This window comes from Nocardioides sp. Leaf374 (genome assembly GCF_916862475.1).
GTDB lineage: Bacteria > Actinomycetota > Actinomycetes > Propionibacteriales > Nocardioidaceae > Nocardioides > Nocardioides kribbensis.
Genome location: NZ_CAKASO010000003.1, coordinates 75700 through 95330 on the forward strand (window position 1 = coordinate 75700; position 19631 = coordinate 95330).

20 protein-coding genes are annotated in these 19631 nt (G+C 73.3%); 7 read left to right on the top strand and 13 right to left on the bottom strand.

Annotation, left to right across the window (positions count from 1 at the left end; genetic code table 11):
• The first annotated feature begins 17 nt into the window (after positions 1–17).
• Positions 18–1424: a GH1 family beta-glucosidase gene (locus LPA27_RS02325; RefSeq protein WP_228941363.1), complete on the top strand. Its 1407-nt coding sequence runs from the start codon at positions 18–20 to the stop codon at positions 1422–1424.
• Here LPA27_RS02325 and LPA27_RS02330 read toward each other — a convergent pair.
• The 3 genes from LPA27_RS02330 to LPA27_RS02340 all read right to left on the bottom strand — a co-directional run bounded on the left by LPA27_RS02330 (position 1414) and on the right by LPA27_RS02340 (position 4882).
• The gene (locus LPA27_RS02330) at positions 1414–2373 is read right to left on the bottom strand and encodes a carbohydrate ABC transporter permease (RefSeq protein WP_056862187.1); all 960 of its coding nucleotides are present in this window, start codon (positions 2371–2373) and stop codon (positions 1414–1416) included. The two genes, LPA27_RS02325 and LPA27_RS02330, sit on opposite strands and share 11 nt — an antisense overlap.
• Positions 2370–3332, bottom strand: coding sequence for a carbohydrate ABC transporter permease (locus LPA27_RS02335; RefSeq protein WP_082499881.1), 963 nt, complete (start codon positions 3330–3332; stop codon positions 2370–2372). Before LPA27_RS02335 ends, LPA27_RS02330 begins: the two co-directional genes overlap by 4 nt.
• Positions 3333–3505: 173 nt before the next feature.
• Positions 3506–4882, bottom strand: a complete 1377-nt coding sequence (locus LPA27_RS02340) for an ABC transporter substrate-binding protein (RefSeq protein WP_056862186.1) — start codon at positions 4880–4882, stop codon at positions 3506–3508.
• 233 nt (positions 4883–5115) lie between these two features.
• Here LPA27_RS02340 and LPA27_RS02345 point away from each other — a divergent pair, with 233 nt between their 5' ends.
• The 4 genes from LPA27_RS02345 to LPA27_RS02360 all read left to right on the top strand — a co-directional run bounded on the left by LPA27_RS02345 (position 5116) and on the right by LPA27_RS02360 (position 8295).
• Complete coding sequence (locus LPA27_RS02345) at positions 5116–6300, top strand: serine/threonine-protein kinase (RefSeq protein ID WP_228941364.1); 1185 nt, start codon at positions 5116–5118, stop codon at positions 6298–6300.
• Positions 6297–6860, top strand: a complete 564-nt coding sequence (locus LPA27_RS02350; protein WP_228941365.1) for a hypothetical protein — start codon at positions 6297–6299, stop codon at positions 6858–6860. The genes LPA27_RS02345 and LPA27_RS02350 overlap by 4 nt, the downstream gene beginning before the upstream one ends.
• A complete protein-coding gene (locus LPA27_RS02355) occupies positions 6857–7831 on the top strand; it encodes a YihY/virulence factor BrkB family protein (protein ID WP_228941366.1) in 975 nt (324 codons plus the stop codon). The genes LPA27_RS02350 and LPA27_RS02355 overlap by 4 nt, the downstream gene beginning before the upstream one ends.
• Before the next feature lie 80 nt (positions 7832–7911).
• On the top strand, positions 7912–8295 hold the full coding sequence (locus LPA27_RS02360; protein ID WP_228941367.1) for a thioredoxin family protein: 384 nt from the start codon (positions 7912–7914) through the stop codon (positions 8293–8295).
• 42 nt (positions 8296–8337) lie between these two features.
• Here LPA27_RS02360 and LPA27_RS02365 read toward each other — a convergent pair whose 3' ends face one another.
• Together LPA27_RS02365 and mca are read right to left on the bottom strand one after the other, a co-directional pair.
• The gene (locus LPA27_RS02365) at positions 8338–8676 is read right to left on the bottom strand and encodes a hypothetical protein (RefSeq protein ID WP_228941368.1); all 339 of its coding nucleotides are present in this window, start codon (positions 8674–8676) and stop codon (positions 8338–8340) included.
• A gap of 12 nt (positions 8677–8688) precedes the next feature.
• The gene (gene mca / locus LPA27_RS02370) at positions 8689–9594 is read right to left on the bottom strand and encodes a mycothiol conjugate amidase Mca (protein WP_193662222.1); all 906 of its coding nucleotides are present in this window, start codon (positions 9592–9594) and stop codon (positions 8689–8691) included.
• 82 nt (positions 9595–9676) lie between these two features.
• On the opposite strand from mca, the gene LPA27_RS02375 reads away from it, so the two are divergent.
• Positions 9677–10078 carry a DUF4307 domain-containing protein gene (locus LPA27_RS02375; protein ID WP_056862179.1) on the top strand — a complete coding sequence of 134 codons (402 nt, stop codon included), beginning with the start codon at positions 9677–9679 and terminating at the stop codon, positions 10076–10078.
• Between the two features lie 202 nt (positions 10079–10280).
• Positions 10281–10790 (top strand): transcription elongation factor GreA, encoded by a 510-nt coding sequence (gene greA / locus LPA27_RS02380; protein WP_056862178.1) that lies wholly within the window; start codon positions 10281–10283, stop codon positions 10788–10790.
• A gap of 59 nt (positions 10791–10849) precedes the next feature.
• Here the strand turns inward: greA and ilvA are convergent, their stop codons facing one another.
• The 8 genes from ilvA to LPA27_RS02420 form a co-directional block, all read right to left on the bottom strand.
• Positions 10850–12142, bottom strand: a complete 1293-nt coding sequence (gene ilvA / locus LPA27_RS02385; protein ID WP_082499880.1) for a threonine ammonia-lyase — start codon at positions 12140–12142, stop codon at positions 10850–10852.
• Positions 12139–13497 carry an AI-2E family transporter gene (locus LPA27_RS02390; RefSeq protein WP_228941369.1) on the bottom strand — a complete coding sequence of 453 codons (1359 nt, stop codon included), beginning with the start codon at positions 13495–13497 and terminating at the stop codon, positions 12139–12141. The genes ilvA and LPA27_RS02390 overlap by 4 nt, the downstream gene beginning before the upstream one ends.
• Positions 13498–13559: 62 nt before the next feature.
• On the bottom strand, positions 13560–14723 hold the full coding sequence (locus LPA27_RS02395) for a cystathionine gamma-synthase (RefSeq protein WP_056862177.1): 1164 nt from the start codon (positions 14721–14723) through the stop codon (positions 13560–13562).
• A 49-nt stretch (positions 14724–14772) separates the two neighbouring features.
• Positions 14773–15264: a hypothetical protein gene (locus LPA27_RS02400; RefSeq protein ID WP_056862176.1), complete on the bottom strand. Its 492-nt coding sequence runs from the start codon at positions 15262–15264 to the stop codon at positions 14773–14775.
• Complete coding sequence (locus tag LPA27_RS02405; protein WP_228941370.1) at positions 15261–15728, bottom strand: peptidoglycan-binding domain-containing protein; 468 nt, start codon at positions 15726–15728, stop codon at positions 15261–15263. Before LPA27_RS02405 ends, LPA27_RS02400 begins: the two co-directional genes overlap by 4 nt.
• 57 nt (positions 15729–15785) lie before the next feature.
• Positions 15786–17279: a LysM peptidoglycan-binding domain-containing protein gene (locus tag LPA27_RS02410; protein ID WP_228941371.1), complete on the bottom strand. Its 1494-nt coding sequence runs from the start codon at positions 17277–17279 to the stop codon at positions 15786–15788.
• A gap of 30 nt (positions 17280–17309) precedes the next feature.
• Positions 17310–19124, bottom strand: a complete 1815-nt coding sequence (locus LPA27_RS02415) for a hypothetical protein (RefSeq protein WP_228941372.1) — start codon at positions 19122–19124, stop codon at positions 17310–17312.
• Entirely contained in the window at positions 19117–19452 is a 336-nt protein-coding gene (locus tag LPA27_RS02420) for a hypothetical protein (RefSeq protein ID WP_056862173.1), read from the bottom strand. The genes LPA27_RS02415 and LPA27_RS02420 overlap by 8 nt, the downstream gene beginning before the upstream one ends.
• Positions 19453–19631: the final 179 nt, after the last annotated feature.

Genomic DNA, 19631 nt, shown 5'->3' on the forward strand with positions numbered 1-19631 from the left:
GGCCGTACGGTGTGGCCATGAGCACAGTGGACCCGCGCCCGGCAGACACCGCAGCCCGCCTCCCGCACCGCCTGCCCGACGGGTCGGTGCTCGAGCTGGGCACCGCCACGGCGGCCTACCAGATCGAGGGCGCCGTCGACGTCGACGGCCGCGGCCCGTCGGTGTGGGACACCTTCACCGCGCGCCCCGGCACGATCAAGGACGCCAGCAGCGGCGCCACCGCGTGCGACTCCTACCACCGCCACCTCGAGGACGCCGACCTCGTGGCCGGCCTGGGCGTGCGGTGGTACCGCTTCTCGATCGCCTGGCCCCGCATCCAGCCCGAGGGCCGCGGCCGCGTGGAGACCCGCGGGCTGGACCACTACGACCGCGTCGTCGACGCGCTGCTGGAGCGCGGGATCGTGCCGACCGCGACGCTCTACCACTGGGACCTGCCGCAGGCCCTGGAGGACGAGGGCGGCTGGCTGGTGCGCACCACGGCCGAGGCCTTCGCCGACTACGCCGAGGTCGTCGCCGACCGGCTGGCCGACCGTGTCGGGGTCTGGGCCACCCACAACGAGCCGTGGTGCACCGCCTACCTCGGCCACGCCGCGGGCGTCTTCGCCCCGGGTCGCCGCGAGGGCGGCGGCGCGCACCGCGCCGTGCACCACCTCAACCTCAGCCACGCCCTGGCCGCCGAGCGCATCCGCGCCGCGCACGCCGTCGACGTCGGCACGGTGCTCAACCTCGCCCCGGTGTGGCCGGAGCGGCCCGAGGCCGAGCCGCTGGCCGAGCGCATCGACGCGCTGCGCAACCGGGTGTGGCTCGATCCCCTCGTCGACGGGGAGTACGGCGAGAGCGTGCTCGCCGTGGCGCCGGAGCTCGCCGACCCCGAGCTCGTCCGGCCCGGCGACCTGGAGCTCGTGCAGGGCTCGGCCGACTGGCTCGGGGTCAACTACTACACCCCGACCCGCCCCGACCTGGTCGTGCCCGGCCGACCGCCGCACCCCGAGGGCGCGGCGTACCCGGGGGTGGGCGACTTCGACCTGGTCGTGCGCGAGCCGCGCACCGACATCGGCTGGGAGGTCGTGGCCGACGGGCTGGAGGAGCTGCTCGTCGAGACCCACCGCCGCACCGGGCTGCCGATCCTCGTCACCGAGAACGGCGCCGCCTGCGCCGACGCCGAGCGCGTCGACGGGGTGGTGCAGGACGACGACCGCATCGACTACCTGCGCGGCCACCTCGCCGCCACCCACCGCGCCCGCGCGGCCGGCGCCGACGTGCGCGCCTACGTCGTGTGGACGCTGCTGGACAACTTCGAGTGGGCCGAGGGCTACACCAAGACCTTCGGCCTGGTCCACATCGACCCGGCGGACCAGACCCGCACCCCGAAGGCCTCCTACCAGTGGCTGGCTCAGGTCGCGCGGGGTGAGGTCACCCCTTGACACTGCCGGCCAGCAGCCCGCGCACGAAGTAGCGCTGCAGCGACAGGAACACCACGAGCGGCACGATCAGCGACACGAACGCCCCGGCCGAGAGCAGGTGCCAGTCCTCGCCGCGCTGACCGGCCAGGGCGGCCAGGCGCACGGTGAGCGGTGAGATGTCGAGGTTGCCGCCGCCGAAGACGAGGGCCACGAGCAGGTCGTTCCACACCCAGAGGAACTGGAAGATGCCGAAGGCGGCGATGGCCGGGGCCATCAGGGGCAGCATGATGCGCGTGAAGATCTGCACGTGCCCGGCGCCGTCGACGCGCGCCGACTCGATGAGCTCGCCGGGGATCTCGCGCATGAAGTTGTGCAGCAGGAAGATCGCCAGCGGGAGCGCGAAGATCGCGTGGGAGAGCCAGATCGTGTAGAAGCCGCCGCCGGGGGCGTCGCGGCCGGCCAGCGGCATCAGGTTGAACGGCGGCTCGACGTAGAGCGAGAGCAGCGGGATCAGCGTGACCTGGATCGGCACGATCTGGAGGGCGAAGATCGCCACGAAGAGCGCGTCGCGGCCCTTGAAGTCCATCCAGGCGAACGCGTAGGCGGCCAGGGTCGCCAGGCTGATGGGGATGAGCACGGCCGGGATGGTGATCACCGCGGAGTTGACCAGGTAGGTCGCCAGGTCGGTGTCGGCGCCGTTGATGACCTGCTTGTAGTTGTCGAGGGTGACGTTGGGGTCGGTGAAGAAGTTCCACCAGCCGCTGCCCTTGACCTCGCCCTCGGGGCGCAGCGAGGAGATGAAGAGCCCGAAGGTCGGCACCGTCCACAGCGCGGCGATGACGACCGCTGCGAGCGAGGCCCAGCGGTTGGTGAGCTGCTGCTTGGCCGCGGTCGACGCCGGGACCACGGGCTGGTCGCTCCCGGTCCCGGGGGTGCCGGGCGTGCCGACGAGGGGCGTGGCGGTGGTCATCGGGCCTCCAGCTTGCGCATCTGAACGATGTTGTAGATGACGATGGGCGTCACGAGGATGAAGATGACGACGGCCAGCGCGGTCGCCAGCCCTTCGTTGCCCGCGACGAAGTACTGGCGGTAGAACTCGTAGGCCAGCACGCTGGAGTCGAAGTTGCCGCCCGTGCTGGTGCGCACGATGTCGAAGACCTTCAGCGTGGCGATGCTGATGGTCGTCAGCACGACGATCAGCGAGGGCCGGATGCTCGGCACGGTGATGTGGCGGAAGAGCTTGAGGCCGTTGACGCCGTCGAGCCGCGCGGCCTCGACGATGTCCTCCGGGATGGCCTTGATCGAGGCCGAGAGGATCGTCATGGCGAAGCCGGCCTGGACCCAGACCATGATGACGATGAGGAACAGCGTGTTCCACGGGCCCGTCAGCAGCACCTGGTAGGTGTCGAAGCCCAGGCTCTTGAGCACCTGGTTGAGCAGGCCGATCTGGTCGGCGGAGGTCTGGCGGTAGTCGTAGACGAACTTCCAGATGATCGAGGCCCCCACCAGCGAGATCGCCATCGGCAGGAAGATGAGCGCCTTGGCGACCTTCTCGAAGCGCGACTTGTCGATGATGACGGCGTAGACCAGGCCGATGCCGGTGGCCAGCAGCGGGGTCAGCACCACCCACAGGGCGGTGTTGCGCAGCACGGTCAGCTGCTCCTTGTCGGTGACGACCGTGACGTAGTTCTCCAGCCCGACGAACTCCTCGCCGTTGGGGCCGTGGAAGGACTGCCAGACGGTCAGCACCGCGGGGTAGAGCAGGCCCACGGCGACGAGGAGCAGGGAGGGGCCGAGGAAGGCCGCCGCCTGCACGCGCTCACCGCGGCGCGAGCGCAGCCGCTGGGTGGCCAGGAGGATCAGGGCCATCACGCCGAAGAACAGCACGACGGCGATCAGCATGTGGAGGAGCTTGTCGGAGGTGGTCACGTCTCACCGTTCCTGTCGGTGACCGCGTCGGGCCCCCGAGGGCTCGTCCGCCTGGTCACGCCGTACCTGGGGCTCGACGCTGTGCGCCGGCCGGCTCTGGGCGCCCCGGGAGCCGGGGCGGGGTCGACGTCGGGCCGCGGGCGCGGCCCGCGGCCCGACGTCGGTGGCTCACCTCAGGAGGCGGGCCAGGACTCCTCGATGTTGGTCAGCGCGTCAGCGGTGCTCTGACCGGTGATCCACGCCGTCATCTCCTTCCAGAAGGAGCCGGCGCCGACGGCGCTGGGCATCTGGTCGGAGCCGTCGAAGCGGAAGACGGCGTCGGGGTCCTGGAACGTCTCGGCCGACAGGATGTCGATCGGGCTGCTCAGGTTGGAGATGTCGAGACCGGTGTTGGCGGTGACCCAGCCACCGTCGGGCGTGGCCTTGGCCTTCTCGTTGGCCCACACGTCGGAGGACAGGTAGGTCTGGAAGGCCTGGACCTCGGGACGGCTGTCGAAGGCCGCCACGAACTCGCCGCCGCCGAGCACCGGACGACCGAAGTCCTCGGTGACGGTGGGCAGGTAGAAGGCGAACACGTCGCCGTCCTCCGACACGTCGGTGCCGGGCTCCCACTGGGCGGCGTAGAAGCTGGCCTGGCGGTGCATGACGCACTCGCCGTCGACGACGGGGTAGCCGGCGTCCTGGAAGGCGGTGGTGGCGATGGACTTCACGTCGCCGAGGCCGCCGTTGACGAACTCCTCGTCCTTGAGGATGCTGCCGACGCGGTCGAGCGCGGCGGCGACCTGCGGGTCGTCGAAGGGGATTTCGTGGTTGACCCACTGGTCGTAGACGTCGGGGCCGACCTCGCGGAGCATCGAGTCCTCGAGCCAGTCGGTGGTGACCCACCCGGTGGCGTCACCGGACTCGATGCCGGCGCACCAGGGCTTCATGCCCTTGGAGACGGCGTCCTCGGTGATGGCCATCATGTCGTCCCAGGTCTCGGGGATCTCCCAGCCGTTGTCGGCGAAGGTCTTCGGGGAGTACCACACGAAGGACTTCACGTTGGCGCCCAGCGGGGCGGCGTAGAAGGTGTCGTCGACGGTGCCGTAGGTCTTCCAGTCCTCGCCCCACCACTGGTCGACGTTCTCCGCGACCGTGTCGGGCGCCTCGACGACGGCGTCGTCGTCGCGCACGAGGCTGGCCAGCAGGCCCGGCTGCGGGATGTAGGCGATGTCGGGGGCGTTGCCGCCCTGCACGCGCACCTTGAGCTGGGTCTCGAACTCGCTGGAGCCCTCGTACTCGATCTCGGCGCCGGTGCACTCGGTGAAGAGCTCGTAGGACTTCTTCTGGGCGGCGTCCTCGGGGGCGATGATCGAGGTGTAGACGCTGACGCTGGTGCCGGTGAGGTCACCGAACTGGGTCAGCTGCTCGCATTCGGCCTTGCCCTCGCCGGGCGAGGTGCCACCGGCGGACTGGACCTCGGTGGACTCCTCCTCGGCGCAGCCGGCCAGGACCAGGCCGGCGGCCAGGACGACCGCCACACTGGCGTGTCGGATGGTGCGTGAGCGCATGGGGTGCTCCCTCTCTGGGTCGTGACCCAGACCACTGCCGAGCGTCCGGGGCGTGATGAATGAAAGCGCTTACGCAATCGAGGGGTCAAGGCGGAGGGGTAACGATCGTGTAACGCACGTCACGTGACGGCGGTCATGGTGTCGTCACCCCGACGGGTGAGCGCCTCCGGACACCGCCAGCCGTCCGACCGGTCAGGAACGGGCCGGGCCGGCCCGACCGGTACGGTCCCGGGGTGACGACGACGATGGTCGCGGGCCGCTACCGGCTCGGCGAGGTCCTGGGACGCGGCGGCATGGCCGACGTGCACCGCGCGACCGACACGGTGCTGGCCCGCGAGGTGGCGGTCAAGCTGCTGCGCAGCACCGCCGACCAGGCCAGCGACCGCGCCCGCTTCACCGCCGAGGCCCGCACCCTGGCGGGGCTCTCGCACCGCGGCCTGGTGACCGTGCTCGACGCCGGGGTCGACGACGAGCACCCCTTCCTCGTGATGGAGCTCGTCGAGGGCCCCACGCTCGGCGCCCGCCTGGCCGACGGCCCGCTGCCCGCCGCGGAGACGGCACGGATCGGCCAGCAGGTCGCCGACGCCCTCTCCTACGCCCACGGCCGCGGCGTCGTGCACCGCGACGTGAAGCCCGGCAACGTCCTGCTCGCCCCCGACGGCCGGGTCAAGCTGGCCGACTTCGGCATCGCGCGACTCATCGGCGACACCGTGCGCCACACCCAGACCGGCACCGCCGTGGGCACGGCGGCCTACCTCGCGCCGGAGCAGGTGCGCGGCGAGGAGCTCGACACCTCCGTCGACGTGTGGTCGCTGGGCCTGGTGCTGCTCGAGGCGCTCACCGGCGAGCGCGCCTACCCCGGCAGCCCCACCGAGTCGGCCATGGCCCGGCTGCACCGCCCGCCCCCGGTGCCCGCCGACCTCCCGCCGGGCTGGTCCGACCTGCTGCACGCCATGACCGCGGCCGACCCGGCCGCGCGGCCGAGCACCGCCCAGGTGGCCGCCCGGCTGGGTGCGCTGCGCCAGGGCCCGCCCTCGGGTCCGCCCGGCCCGCCGCCGTACGTCGAGCCCGCGCGCACCGCCGTGCTCACCGCGCCGGTCGCGTCGCCCGGGTCTCCCCCACCCGCCAGACCCCCCGGGCCCGCCACGCCTCCCCCGCCGCCGCTGCACCCGCCGACGGGCGGCCCGGGCCGACCCCGCCGGGGCCCGGGGGCACGCCTGGCCGCGCTCGAGCCGCACCAGAAGGGCCTGGCCGGGGCGCTCGCCGGCATCGTGCTCCTCCTCGTGGTCGCGGCCCTGGCCTCCACCGGGGGCGCCGAGCCCCCCGCCGAGGTCGACCCCGCCCCCGGCGACGTGCCGGCCCGGCTCCAGAGCCCGCTGGAGGACCTCCACGACGCGGTCGGGGAGGCCGGCCGATGAGCCCCGTGCGCCCGGGCGCCCGCAGCCGCGGCGCCCTCGCGCTGGGCACGCTCGCGCTGCTCGGCGCGGGCCTGCTCGGCTGCGGCGAGGAGAGCACCACCGGGCCTCCCGCGGCCGTCACCGACGCCCTCGCCGCGGTCGACGACGCGCTGGTGGCCCGCGACGTCGACGCGGGTCTCGACGCGCTCGACGCGCTGCGCGACGCCGCCGACGAGGCCGCTGACGCCAGCGAGCTCACCGCCGCCGAGCAGGAGCGGATCGAGCGCGCCGCCGACCGCCTCGAGGCGGCCCTGGAGGCAGTGGAGGAGGCCGACGACACCGCGCCCGGGTCGTCGACGACCCCCACGCCCACCCCCACGCCGACCGCGTCCCCCTCCACCGACGCGGGCGGGCCCGACGAGGACGAGCCCGACGAGGACGAGCCCGACGAGGAGGAGCCGGACGAGGAGGAGCCCGACGAGGACGAGCCCGACGAGGGACCGGGCCCGAAGCCCGGCAAGGGACCCGGCCAGGGGCCCGCCGACAAGGGACCGAAGCCGGGCAAGGGACCGAAGCCGTGACCACCGCCCGCCTCGTGCCGGTGACCGTCGAGCTCGACGGTGACGAGCTCGACGCCGAGGACGCCTGGCACCTCGCGCGCCGCCACGGGCTCAAGGCCGTCGCGGTCGGTGCCTTCGTGCGGTTCCGCTACGGCGACGGCTTCACCAACAGCCGGGCCCTGGCCCTGCAGGCCTGCCTCGCCGTCGTGCCCTTCCTGCTCGCCCTCACCGGCCTGGCCGCCGACGTCGACCAGGAGCGCGTGGCCGCGGTCATGGCCGCCACCATCGACGGCGTCTCGCCGGGCAGCGGCTCGGGCGACGCCCTGGCCGGGGCGGTCTCCGGCTCCGACTCCAGCGAGGAGGCCGGAGAGGTCGCGCTCGTCCTCGGCCTGCTGCTCTCCCTGGTGTCGATGACCACGGCCATGGCGCAGGTCGAGCGCGGTGCCAACCGCATCTACGGCATCCGTCGCGACCGGCCCGCGCGGGCCAAGTACGGCCGGGCCGCCGTGCTCACCGCGCTGCTCGCCGCACCTGCGGCCCTGGCCTTCCTGCTGCTCGTGGCCGGCGGTGCCTTCGCCGACGCCGTGACCGAGGCCTACGGCTGGTCGGAGGCCTCACGGACCACGTGGAACGTGCTGCGCTGGCCGGTCGGGGTCGCGCTCGGCGTCCTCACCATCGCCGTGCTGCTCGACCACGCGCCGCGACGCCGGCAGCCCGCGCTGAGCTGGCTGGCCCTCGGCGGGGTGGTCGCGGTGGCGCTCAGCATGCTGGCCACCGTGGGCCTGGCGGCCTACGTCGGGCTCAGCGACTCCTTCGGCAGCACCTACGGCCCCCTCGCGGGCATCGTGGCGCTGCTGCTGTGGTCGCTGATGAGCTCGGTGTCGTTCTTCTACGGCGTCGCGGTGTGCGCCCAGCTCGAGGCGCTGCGCGCCGGTCGCGACGACCCGGCCTACGACGACCCCGGCCGACCCCACGGCCACGTGGTCGACTGAGGCGACACCCCGGGCGGCCCACCCGCCGCCCACCCACCGGGGCGGTGGGGCCCGGCGCGTGCCCGACGTACGGTGGGGGCATGGCCACCATCGAGCTGACCGGGGACAACTTCACCACCCACGTGCAGGGCGACGACATCCTGCTCGTCGACTTCTGGGCCAGCTGGTGCGGCCCGTGCAAGCAGTTCGCGCCGACCTACGAGGCGGCCTCCGAGGCCAACCCCGACATCACCTTCGGCTCGATCAACACCGAGGAGCAGCAGGAGCTGGCCGCCGCGGCAGGGATCCAGTCGATCCCCACCCTGATGGCCTTCCGCGAGGGCATCCTCGTCTTCGCCCAGCCCGGGGCGCTGCCCGCACCGGCGCTGGACCAGGTCATCGGCGCGGTGCGCGCCCTCGACATGGACGACGTGCGCAAGCAGTTCGCCGAGCAGCAGCAGCAGCCCGGCGCCGGCCAGGGCTGAGCCGGCAGCACATAGCGACCCGCAGCCGCGGCGCGTCGGGCCTCAGGCCCGGGGCGTCGGCGGCGCGTCGCCGCGCTCGCCCGAGGGGTCGCCGCCCGGCTCCGTGGCCGGGTCGACCGCCGGGTCCGCTCCCGTCTCGTTAGGAGTCCCGTCGGTCTCGGGGGCGTCGCCGTAGACGCCGGTCTTGCGCGCCGTCTCCACGTTGCGCAGCCGCTTGACGAGGCTGAAGAACAGGAAGACCACGAAGCCGACGAGGAGCAGGAAGAGTCCGAGCGCAGGCCACCCGGCCTTGACGTCCTCGGGCTCGGGCGTCGGGTCGGCGACCCGCAGGACGAGCGCGGTGAGCTGGAGGCTGAGCTGCGATCCGAGCGTGGTCACCATGACGCCATCCTCTCAGGAGCCGTCGTAGGAGGCGTCGACGCCCGCGAAGAGGTCGTCCTCCGGCGTGGCCGAGGACACGTGGGCGGTAACCAGCTCGAAGTCCTCGGTGGGCCACACGTCGACCTGCACCTCGCGCGGGATGGCGAACCAGTGCCCGTCGGGGTCGATCTGGGTGGCGTGGGCCAGCAGTGCCTGGTCGCGCACGCCGAAGAAGTCGCCGCAGGGCACCTTGGTGGTGACCCGGGCGTCCCACTCCGGCTCCGGCTTCCACTCCTTGAGCCGCTCGCCCCACGGCGACTCCAGACCGTGGGCCACGGTGGCGTCGTGCAGGCGCTGCATGCGCTCGCGGTTGAAGGAGTGGTGGTAGTAGAGCTTGGCGACCTGCCAGGCGGCGCCGGCCTCGGGGAAGCGCTCGGGATCGGCGGCGGCCTCGAAGGCGGCCACCGACACCTCGTGGCAGCGCACGTGGTCGGGGTGGGGGTAGCCGCCGCGCTCGTCGTAGGTGGTGAGCACGTGCGGGCGGACCGAGCGGATCAGCCGCACCAGACGCTCGGTGGCCTCCTCCAGGGGGGCCAGGCCGAAGCACCCCTCGGGCAGCGGGGGCTTCGGGTCGCCCTCGGGCCAGCCGGAGTCGACGAATCCGAGCCAGTGCTGGGTGATCCCGAGGATGTCGCGCGCCCGCTCCATCTCCTGGCGTCGCACCTCGGAGATGTTCTGGAGGATGTCGGGGCGGTCCATCTTGGGGTTGAGGATCGAGCCGCGCTCGCCGCCGGTGCAGGTGACCACGTGCACCTCGGCGCCCTCGGCGACGTAGCGCGCGGTCGAGGCCGCGCCCTTGCTCGACTCGTCGTCGGGGTGGGCGTGGACGTGCATGAGCCGGAGGCCCGCGCGGGGTCCGGTGGCGTGCGACTGCGACATGGGCCCGAGTCTAGGTGGGCCGCTCCCCCGTCGCGCCGGGGCACCGGCGCAGCGCCCTGGACCCGCGTGTCACCCTGGTGGGGTGAGCTCCACCGACCTGATGACCCAACGGTACGGCGCGCCTGCGCCCTGGCGACGGCGTGCGCTCCTCGCGCTGGTCGCGGTGGTGGTGCTGGTCTTCGGCGGCTGGCTGACCTGGACCACGGTGGCCCACGCCGACCCGCCGGTGACCTCCGAGCTGGTCACCTTCGACACCGTCGACCAGCACACCGTCGACGCCACCGTGCAGGTCGACCTGCGCGACGCCGACGTCGAGGCCGACTGCCTGCTGCGCGCCTTCGCCGAGGACCACTCCACGGTGGGCGAGCTGGCCTTCACCCCCGAGTCCTCGGGCCGCCTCGACCTCACCATCCGCACCGAGCGGATGGCCACCTCGGTGGAGAAGATCGGCTGCACCGCCGAGGGCCAGCCCCGCCCCCGCTGAGCCACCCCCGCCGGCGGGGATCCGCCCGTGCCGCCCCGGATAGGGGTAAACTCCCTCTTCTGACCGTCCGCAGGGCCGTCCGGCACGGGGCCCAGCACAGACGATCCGGGGTCCTTCGCCGACCGACCGGGGACGGCATGACCGATCCACCATCGACGAGCACGCGGCACGGCCGCAGCCGCTCACCCGCAGGAGTACACCCATGACGCAGTCGACCGAGCAGGGCACGATCTGGCTCACGCAGCAGGGCTTCGACAAGCTGCAGGCCGAGCTCGACGAGCTCAAGGGCCCCGTGCGCCAGGAGATCATCGACAAGATCAGCGCCGCGCGCGACGAGGGCGACCTCAAGGAGAACAGCGGCTACCACGCCGCCCGCGAGGAGCAGGGCCGCATCGAGGGCCGCATCCGCCAGCTCGAGGACATGCTGCGTCGCGCCGAGGTGGGCGAGACCCCCGAGGACGACGGCACCGTCTCCCCCGGCATGAAGGTGACCTACAAGTTCGTCGGCGACGACGACGACGAGGCCGAGACCTTCCTGCTGGGCGCGCGCGAGATGGAGGACGAGGACAGCGACCTCAAGGTCTACTCCCCGCAGTCGCCCCTCGGCTCCGCGATCATCGGCGCCTCGAAGGGCGACACGGTCTCCTACGTCGCACCCAACGGCAAGGAGCTCCAGGTCGTCATCGTCGACGCGGTGCCCTACACCGGCTGATCAACGCCCGGGCGCTCCCCCGGGGCCCAGCACCGCCAGCGCGGCTGCCGCGTCGAGCCTCACTCGACGACGCGGTAGCCGCGTTCGCGCATCCGGGCCAGCACCAGGGCGGAGTGCTCCGCGCCCCGGGTCTCCAGCTGCAGCTGCACGGTGACCTCGTCCATGCCCAACGACGGCGAGATCCGCTCGTGGGCGACCTCGAGCACGTTCGAGCCGGTGGCGCCGACCTCGGTCAGCAGCTGGGCCAGGCCGCCCGGAGCGTCGGGGATGGTCACCTGGAGGTTGAGGTAGCGCCCGGCCGCGGCCATGCCGTGGCGGATCACCTTGCCGAGCAGCAGCGGGTCGACGTTGCCCCCGGACAGCACCGCGACCGCGGGCGTCTCGAAGCGCTCGGGGTGGTCGAGGATCGCCGCCACGGCCGCGGCGCCGGCCGGCTCGACGACCATCTTGGCCCGCTCCACCAGCGCCAGGAGGGCCCGGGCGAGCAGGTCCTCGCTCACCGTGACGACCTCGTCGACGTGGTCGCGCACGGCCGCGAAGGTGATGTCGCCCGGGCGGCCCACGGCGATGCCGTCGGCCATGGTGCGCATGTGCTCCAGCGGCGTGGGCCGGCCCCGCTCCAGGGAGCCGGGGTAGGCCGCGGCGTCCTTGGCCTGCACCCCCACGACCCGTACGTCGGGCCGTGCGGCCTTGACCGCGAGCGCGATGCCCGCGAGGAGCCCGCCACCCCCGGTGGGCACGACCACGGTGCGCACGTCGGGCATCTGCTCGAGCAGCTCCAGGCCCACGGTGCCCTGGCCCGCGACGACGTCGACGTGGTCGAAGGGGTGGATCATCACCGCGCCGGTGCGCTCGGCGAAGGCGCGCGCCGCCTCGAGGGCGTCCTCGAGGTAGCGCCCGGAGAAGACGACGTCGGCACCGTAGCCGCGGGTCGCCCGCTCCTTGGGGATCGGGGCCCCCTCGGGCATGAAGACGGTGGCGGCGATGCCGAGCTGCTGCGCCGCCAGCGCGACGCCCTGGGCGTGGTTGCCGGCCGAGGCCGCGACCACGCCGCGGGCGCGCTCCTCGGCGCTGAGCCGGCTGATCCGCACGAAGGCGCCACGGGCCTTGAACGAGCCCGTGCGCTGGAGGTTCTCGCACTTGAGCCCGACCCGGCCGCCGGCGATGGCCGAGAGCCACCGCGACTCCTCCATGGGCGTGACGATGGCCGTGCCCTCGAGCACCTCCCGGGCGGCCTCGATGTCGGCCAGCGTCACCTCCGGCACCGGCGGCACGGGGCCCAGCGGCACCCCGGGGCCCGCCGGCTCCACCGGCTCGGCCTGCTCGACGGGGGCGTCCGCCTGGTCGGTCATGCGTCCTCCTGGGTCACGGCGGGCTGCTCGCCCGTCACCTCGTAGTCGTCCTCGAGCGCCTCCACCGGGTCGTCACCGACCACCGTGCTCGCCGCGAGGTGCTGGACCACCGCGTTGACGGCGGCGGCCAGCGGCACCGCCACCAGCGCCCCGGCGATCCCGGCGACGAGCACGCCCGCGGCGATCGCGACGATGACGCCGAGCGGGTGCACCGAGACCCAGCGTCCCATCAGGAAGGGCTGCAGCACGTGGCCCTCGACCTGCTGCACGAGGATGATCACGCCGAGCATGAGCAGCGCGGTGACGGGTCCCTGGTCGACCAGGGCCACGAGCACGGCGACGCTGCCGGCGATGGTGGCACCGATCATCGGCACGAAGGCACCGAGGAAGACCAGCAAGCCGATGGCCAGCACGAAGGGCACCTGGAGCACGGCGGCGCCCAGCGCGATGCCGAGCGCGTCGACCGCGGCCACGATGACCGTGGCCCGCACGAACTGCGTCAGGGAGATCCAGGCCACGCGACCGGAGCCGTCGACGTGGGCGCGGGCGGCGCGCGGGGTCAGCCGCACGATCCAGGCCCAGATGCGCTCCCCGTCGGCGAGGAAGAAGTAGAAGGAGAAGAGCACGATGAAGAAGCCGGCGAACACGTGCCCCACCGCCGTGCCGACCTCGGTGATCCGGGCTGTGAGCTCGCCGCCGTCGCTCTGGGCCCGGATGGCCTGCTGGGCCTGGTCGAGGTAGTCGTTGATCTGGGTGTCGCTGGCGTTGAGCGGCCCCTCCTTGAGCCAGGTCCGGATCTCCCCGAGCCCCGCGACCGTCTGCTCGGCCAGGTCGGTCGCGCCGTTGGCGACCTGCTGGGTGGCGAAGGTCAGCAGCGAGCCCACGAGGGCCAGCGTGCCGAGCACCACCAGCAGCGCCGCCAGCCCGCGGGGCAGTCCGACCCGCTGGAGCAGGTCGACGACCGGCACGACCAGGGCGCTGATGAGCAGCGCGACGGCGAGCGGCAGCACGACCACCGCGAAGTAGCCCAGCGTCCAGGCGACCACGGCGCCGGCGGCGACGATCACCAGGAAGCGCCACGACCAGGCCGCGGCGAGGTCGACGCCCCACGGCACCTGGGCGCGGGTGAAGTTCGACCGGCCCGGCGTGATCGGGGCCGGCGTCAGCCGCCGCTCCCGCTCGTCGCGCAGCGCCGCCCACTGCTGGGCCAGCCGCGCCGCCAGCCCCTCGTCGCGCTCGGTGTCGGCGCGGGCCCGGCGCAACGCACGCCGCCGGCGCACCTCGGCGCTCTCCGCACCCCCGAGGTCGCCCTCGGCGCCGTCCGGGGCCTCGGCCGGTCGTGCGTCGTCGTCCACCACCGCAGGCTATCCGCCGCACCACCCCGCCCCGACCGGGGCGGGGTGCTCGTCCGGAGGGGTCAGCCCAGGGCGCGGTCGAGGTCGGCGAGCAGGTCGTCGGCGGTCTCGATGCCGACGCTGATCCGGATCAGGTCGGCGGGCACCTCCAGGTCGGTGCCGGCGACGCTGGCGTGGGTCATCCGGCCCGGGTGCTCGATGAGCGACTCGACCCCGCCCAGCGACTCCCCGAGGGTGAAGACCTCGGTGCGCTCGCAGACCGACAGCGCGGCGTCGACCCCTCCCGCGACCCGGAACGACACCATCCCGCCGTACCGGCGCATCTGGCGCGAGGCGATCTCGTGACCGGGGTGGGAGGCCAGGCCGGGGTAGACCACCTCCTCCACGCGCGGGTGGTCGAGGAGGAAGTCGACGACTTTCTCGGCGTTGTCGCAGTGGCGGTCCATGCGCAGCGCGAGGGTCTTGAGCCCGCGCAGGGTCAGCCAGGCGTCGAAGGGGCCGGCCACCGCACCGATGGCGTTCTGGTGGAAGGCGACCTTCTCGGCGACGTCGAGGTCGCGCACCACGAGCGCGCCGCCGACGACGTCGGAGTGCCCGCCGCAGTACTTCGTGGTCGAGTGCACCACCACGTCCGCACCGAGGGTCAGCGGCTGCTGGAGGTAGGGCGAGGCGAAGGTGTTGTCGACGACCAGCAGCGCCCCGGCGTCGTGGGCGACCGCGGCCAGGGCCTCGATGTCACCGATGGTGAGCAGCGGGTTGGTGGGGGTCTCGACCCAGACCAGGCGGGTGCTGCCCGGGCGGATCGCCGCGCGCACGGCGTCGACGTCGGAGACCGGCGCCGGGCTGTGCTCCAGGCCCCAGGCCCGCTCGACCTTGTCGAAGAGCCGGAACGTGCCGCCGTAGGCGTCGTCGGGGATGACCACGTGGTCGCCGGGACGGCACAGCGCGCGCACCAGGGTGTCCTCGGCGGCGAGGCCGGAGGCGAAGGCGAAGGCCCGCTCCCCCTCCTCGAGCGCGGCCAGGTTGCCCTCGAGGGCGGTGCGGGTCGGGTTGGCCGAGCGGGAGTACTCGTAGCCACCGCGCAGTCCGCCCACGCCGTCCTGCTTGTAGGTCGACGTGGCGTAGATCGGCGGGATCACCGCGCCCGTGGTCGGGTCGGGCTCGTAGCCGGCGTGGATGGCGCGGGTCTCGAAGCCCGCCTTGCTCGGGTGCTGCTGCTCGCTCACCGCTCGAGGTTAGCGCCCGCCGGCCCGCGCGCGCGGCGCCGACCGCGGCTCAGGCCTCCTGCCAGGTGCCGTCGCCGAAGACGGTGAGGCCCCACTCGACGTGCAGGTTGCGCAGGCCGTTGCTGGCCGTGCCGGCGATGGTGACGGGCAGCCGGGCCAGCGGTGCCTGCGGCGTGCCGGCGTTGGTGGGGTTGCGCACCGTCAGGCGCAGGTCGAGGTGCTGGCCCCAGAAGATGTCGTAGCTGGGCACCTCCAGCCACAGGTTGGGGATGAAGGCGCCGCCGCCGCGGTAGGTCGCGGCGTAGTCCCACTTGAGCAGGAAGGTGAAGTCGGCGACGACGTAGTCCTCGAAGGGCCAGGCGCACAGCCGCTCCCAGTGGCCACGGATCGCCATCGGACCGCGCGCCCCCGCGAGGGTCTGCCAGTCGTCGACCTGGGGCACGGCGTTGGCGGTGGAGGAGGTGATCTCCCCCGACGGCGCCCCGTCCTTGAAGACCTCCCACGCGGCCTTGGCCACGTTGACGACCATGTCGGCGCTCATGCGACGACACCTCCGTCGGAGCTCCCGGCGTCGGACATGGCCAGCACCTCGACCGGCTCGGGCTCGGCCTCGGCGGTCACCTGGGAGGTCACCGTGCCCTCGAAGAAGGCCTCCTTCTGCTCGTCGGTCCACTCCGACAGGCTCGCCGGCGCCCCGGCCTCCTGCAGCGAGATCGGCACATCGCCGGTCTCCGCGCCGAGGTCGGGCCCGGGGTCGGGCACCGGCTCGGGGTCGGTCGGGGTCTCGGGCGCGACACTGCCGGTGAGCGCGGCCCAGGTCAGGGGCCCGACCGCGCCGTCGGCGTCGAGGCCCTGGGCGGCCTGGAAGTCGCGCACGGCGCCCTCGGTCGCGGGGCCGAAGTCGCCGTCGGGCTCGGTGGCGAGGTAGCCGGCCTGCTGCAGCAGCTGCTGGAGGTAGGTCACCCACTCCCCGCTGGATCCTGCGCTGAGGTCTGGTTCGTCCATGGTGGTGGCTTCTCTCTGGATCGGTGCACGGGTCGGACAGGGTCAGGTCAGGACGGGTCAGGGCAGGGTCAGTACGGCGCCGACCTGCAGGGCGGCCGGGTCGAGCTCGCCGTTGGCGTGGGCGATCTCCGGCCACCGCGCGCCGTCGCCGTACGCCGCCTGGGCGATCGCCCAGAGCGTGTCGCCGCGCCGCACGGTGTGGGTGCGCGGCTCGGCGGTGCCGGGCTCGGCCGGCTCCACGACCGACTCCACGACCGGCTCCGCCCGGTCGGGGGCGAGCACGGGCTGCGGCGGGAGCGGGGGCAGCTGCTGGAGCATCCACCCGATCACCTGCGGCCCCTCGTGGTCGAGGCGACCGGTGGCCTGGTCGGGGGTGATGTCGAACGGTCCGAACGACGTCGCCGAGCGGGCCAGCGCGAGGTCGGCCGCCGACCACGCGGCGCTGATGTGGAGGCGCCGCACGACGACCATGCCGACCGGCAGGAGCGGGAGGCTGCCGCGACGCGCGGGGTCGGTCAGCTCCCCCGCGACCGAGCCGGGGATGCACCAGCCGTCGTCGTTGACCAGCGAGTCGAGCAGCCACTCGCGGCGCACGTCGACGAGGCAGTACTCCAGCTCGACACGGACCGACGAGGTCGTCACGGCCTCGCTGGGCGCCTGCTCCTGCACCAGCTGGCGCACGTGGAGCCGCTCGGTGAGGTCGAGGCGCAGGGTGGCGGTGTCGAAGGCGCGCGCCAGCAGGGGCGCGTCCACGCTCGCCCCGGCAGGGGCGACCGTGTCCGGCTCCGTCTCGACGAGGCGCCGCAGGGCCGTCGCCCGCAGCGCGGGCTCGGCCCGGAGCGCCAGGGCCGGCTCGGCCCGGAGCGCGACCGCGACCGCGCTCACCGGGGCGGGCTCGGCGACCAGGAGCGCGGTCAGGTCGGGGGCGGCCAGCGCGTCGGCGAGCACCGTGCTGCTGGCCCGCAGCCGCCACTGCAGGTGCTCGGCCTCCGGGTCGACGGGCTCGACGGTGCCCGTGTCGGGCGGGGTGGGCGAGCCGACCTGGAAGGTCGTGCTCGTCCACACCTCCTGCGCGGTCGGGTCGGACCACCGGGAGGGGCTGGCCTCCGCCACCCGGAAGCGGCTGCGCAGGCCGGAGGAGGACTCGAGGCTGAGGTCCTCCCACAGCCGCAGGGCGCGTGACTTGACCAGGCTGAAGACACGCAGCGCCTCGGCCCGCTCCTCGGCGCCGGCGTCGGGGGCCAGGTAGGGCTGCGCCGGGCCGAGGAGCCGGTCGAACCAGAGGCTGTCGACGGAGTCGGAGGTCATCACCACGCTGGCCCCGTCGCCGGCGTCCACCGGGATCCGGTTGACCAGGTCGGAGAAGCGCTCCCGCGCCACCACGGCGCTCCAGCCCGCCGCCGGGTCGGCGGGGTCCTCGAAGTCGCTCGGGGACAGCGTCGATCCGAAGCGGTCGAAGCGGAAGACGACGTGGGTCGACGCCGCCGTGGCGAAGTGCTCCAGGAAGAAGTCGTTCATCGGCTGGTGGAGCGCGTCCAGCGACAGGGCCATGGCCGTCTCCTCCGTCCTCGACCGCGCTCCTCAGCCGTTGGCCGGAGCGGGGGCGACCGGGGCCGGTGCCGGCGCAGGGGTCGCGACGGGCGCGGGGTCCGGAGCGGGCGTCGGGGCCGGCGTCGGGGCAGGCGTCGCGACCGGTGCGGGCGTCGGAGCGGGCGTCGGGGCCGGCGTCGGGGCCGGCGTCGGAGCGGGCGTCGCGACCGGTGCGGGCGTCGGCGTCGGCGTGGCCACCGGAGCCGGCGTCGGCGTGGCCACCGGTGCCGGCGCAGGCGTCGGCGCAGGAGTCGGAGCAGGCGCCGGCGCAGGGGTCGCGACCGGCTCGGCGACGGGGTCCGCGGGCGCCGGCGCGTGCTGGAGGTAGTCCAAGCCGTTCTTGCGCGGGGAGGCCGGGTTGATCTGCGAGACGTAGCCGACCAGCTGGATGCCCTTCACGGTCAGACCCTCGCTCTCGTAGTCGGAGGAGGCGTCGAAGGTGTGCTCGCTGGTGCCGTAGTGCCCCTTGACCGCGAACGGCCCCCAGCCCACCGACGTCGAGACGCTGGTGGTGGCGCTGTCGGACTCCCACTGCGACTTCCAGTCGTCCCACTTGATGCGCAGGTCCTTGACCAGGATCAGGCTGGTGACCACCGAGGGCAGGAAGGCCGGCTCCTTGGTGGAGGGCGTCTGCTGGGCCATGGTGCCGTCGGAGATCGTGTGGGCGGGGTAGTCGCCGAAGAGGAACCAGTTGTCGAGGTTGAGCAGCGAGGTGTCCATCCACGGCCGGAAGATGTCGACGGTGCAGTAGCTGAAGCGGATCTCCAGGTTGCTGCCCTGCATCTGCATGGCCTGGTGCGACTCGGAGTGGTCGACGCTGGCCGAGGCGCTCCAGAAGCCGATGTCGAAGCCGCCGCCCCCGCCGTAGGAGGTGCTCGACGACTGGTAGTGCTCCTCGGAGTGGCTCTTCGTGCTGTCGTACTCGTTCCACCCCTCGTCGTTGTCGGGGTCGGCCCAGGTCTCCGGGATCATGGCGGTCCACGGGATCAGCCCGACGCCGGGGAACTCGAAGAGGTTGTCGTTGAGCTTCTTCTTGGCCCGCCCGATAAGGGCGATGGCCGGGTCGGTGCCGCGGGCCGAGAGGATGGCGATGGCGTCCTCGATCTCCTGCTTGTGCCCGAAGCTCTGCCAGCGGTCCCAGGCCTCGTTGGCCTCCTCGTGGTAGAGCCGGCCCTCGATGGGCCACATCTGGCGGCGGTCGGGATCGGTGAAGACGATGGCGTAGGCCTTGTTCCAGCTGCGGACCTTCGAGCGATACTCGTCCTGGTAGTCGAGGTACTTCTCGTAGTGGGCGGTCGGGTCGCCGGTGGCCGGGTCCATCAGCGTGGCCTGGGCGCGGTCGTAGCCGGCCTGGAGCTCGGCGTTGGCCTCGAGGTCGCCCGCGATCCCGTTGGCGCCGGTGATGATCGCCCACCAGGAGTCGCTGACCTTGCTGGCGGCCGGCATGACCGAGTAGGTGGCGTTCATGTTGAGCTTGCTGTCGGTGAGCATGAAGGTGTTGAGGTAGGTGCGCTGGGAGCGCGAGATGTTGGCGAGCAGCGCGTCGTCGTAGAGCTTCTCCGGGTCCAGGGCCTTGCTTCCCGTGGTCGGCGCCGCAGCGGGATCGGTCTGGGGCGGCACGACCGGTGCGTTCTTGGCGAGGTTGCCGCCCATGGGGTCCCAGGGGTTGTAGAAGTCGTCCTTGCGGATCGGCAGGCCGACGCTGCGGAAGGCCACGAAGTAGCCCTCCTGCATCTTCTTGGTCTCCTCGTCGAGGCCGACGGCCTTCAGCTCGAGCTCGCGCAGGATGTCGTGGACGTCAGGCATGGTGGGGTCCTCCAGTGGGCGGATCGGTCGTGGTGGGTGGGTCGGCGAGCTGGTCGAGGGCGGCCTCGACCTCCGCCTTGTGCCCGAGCGCCTGCCACCGCACGAGGGCGGCGTCGACGGCCTCGGTGCAGGCCCGGGAGTCCTGCGGCCAGGCCTGCAGCAGGGCCGGTCGCAGGTGGGCGCGGTCGCGCGCCTCGTCGCGTCGGCGCACGGCGGCGTCGTACTCGCGCTGCAGCTCGAGGTAGCGCCGGTAGACCGGCGTGGGCCGGTCGTCGGCGTCGAGCAGCAGCGCGCGCGGGTCGGCACGGCGCCGACGGTCGTCGGGCACGACAGCACCTCGCTCACCCGGCGCGCAGCGCCGGAGGCACGGGCAGGACAGGACTGCGTACGCCGCGGGCGCGCGAGCGCCCGCGGGCGACGGGTGGGGCTCCTGAGGAGCGCCGAGGCTCGGCACCCGAGAAGTCGTGAGGTGGCAGCCGGTGGTTCCGCGGGCTGCGACGGCCCCCA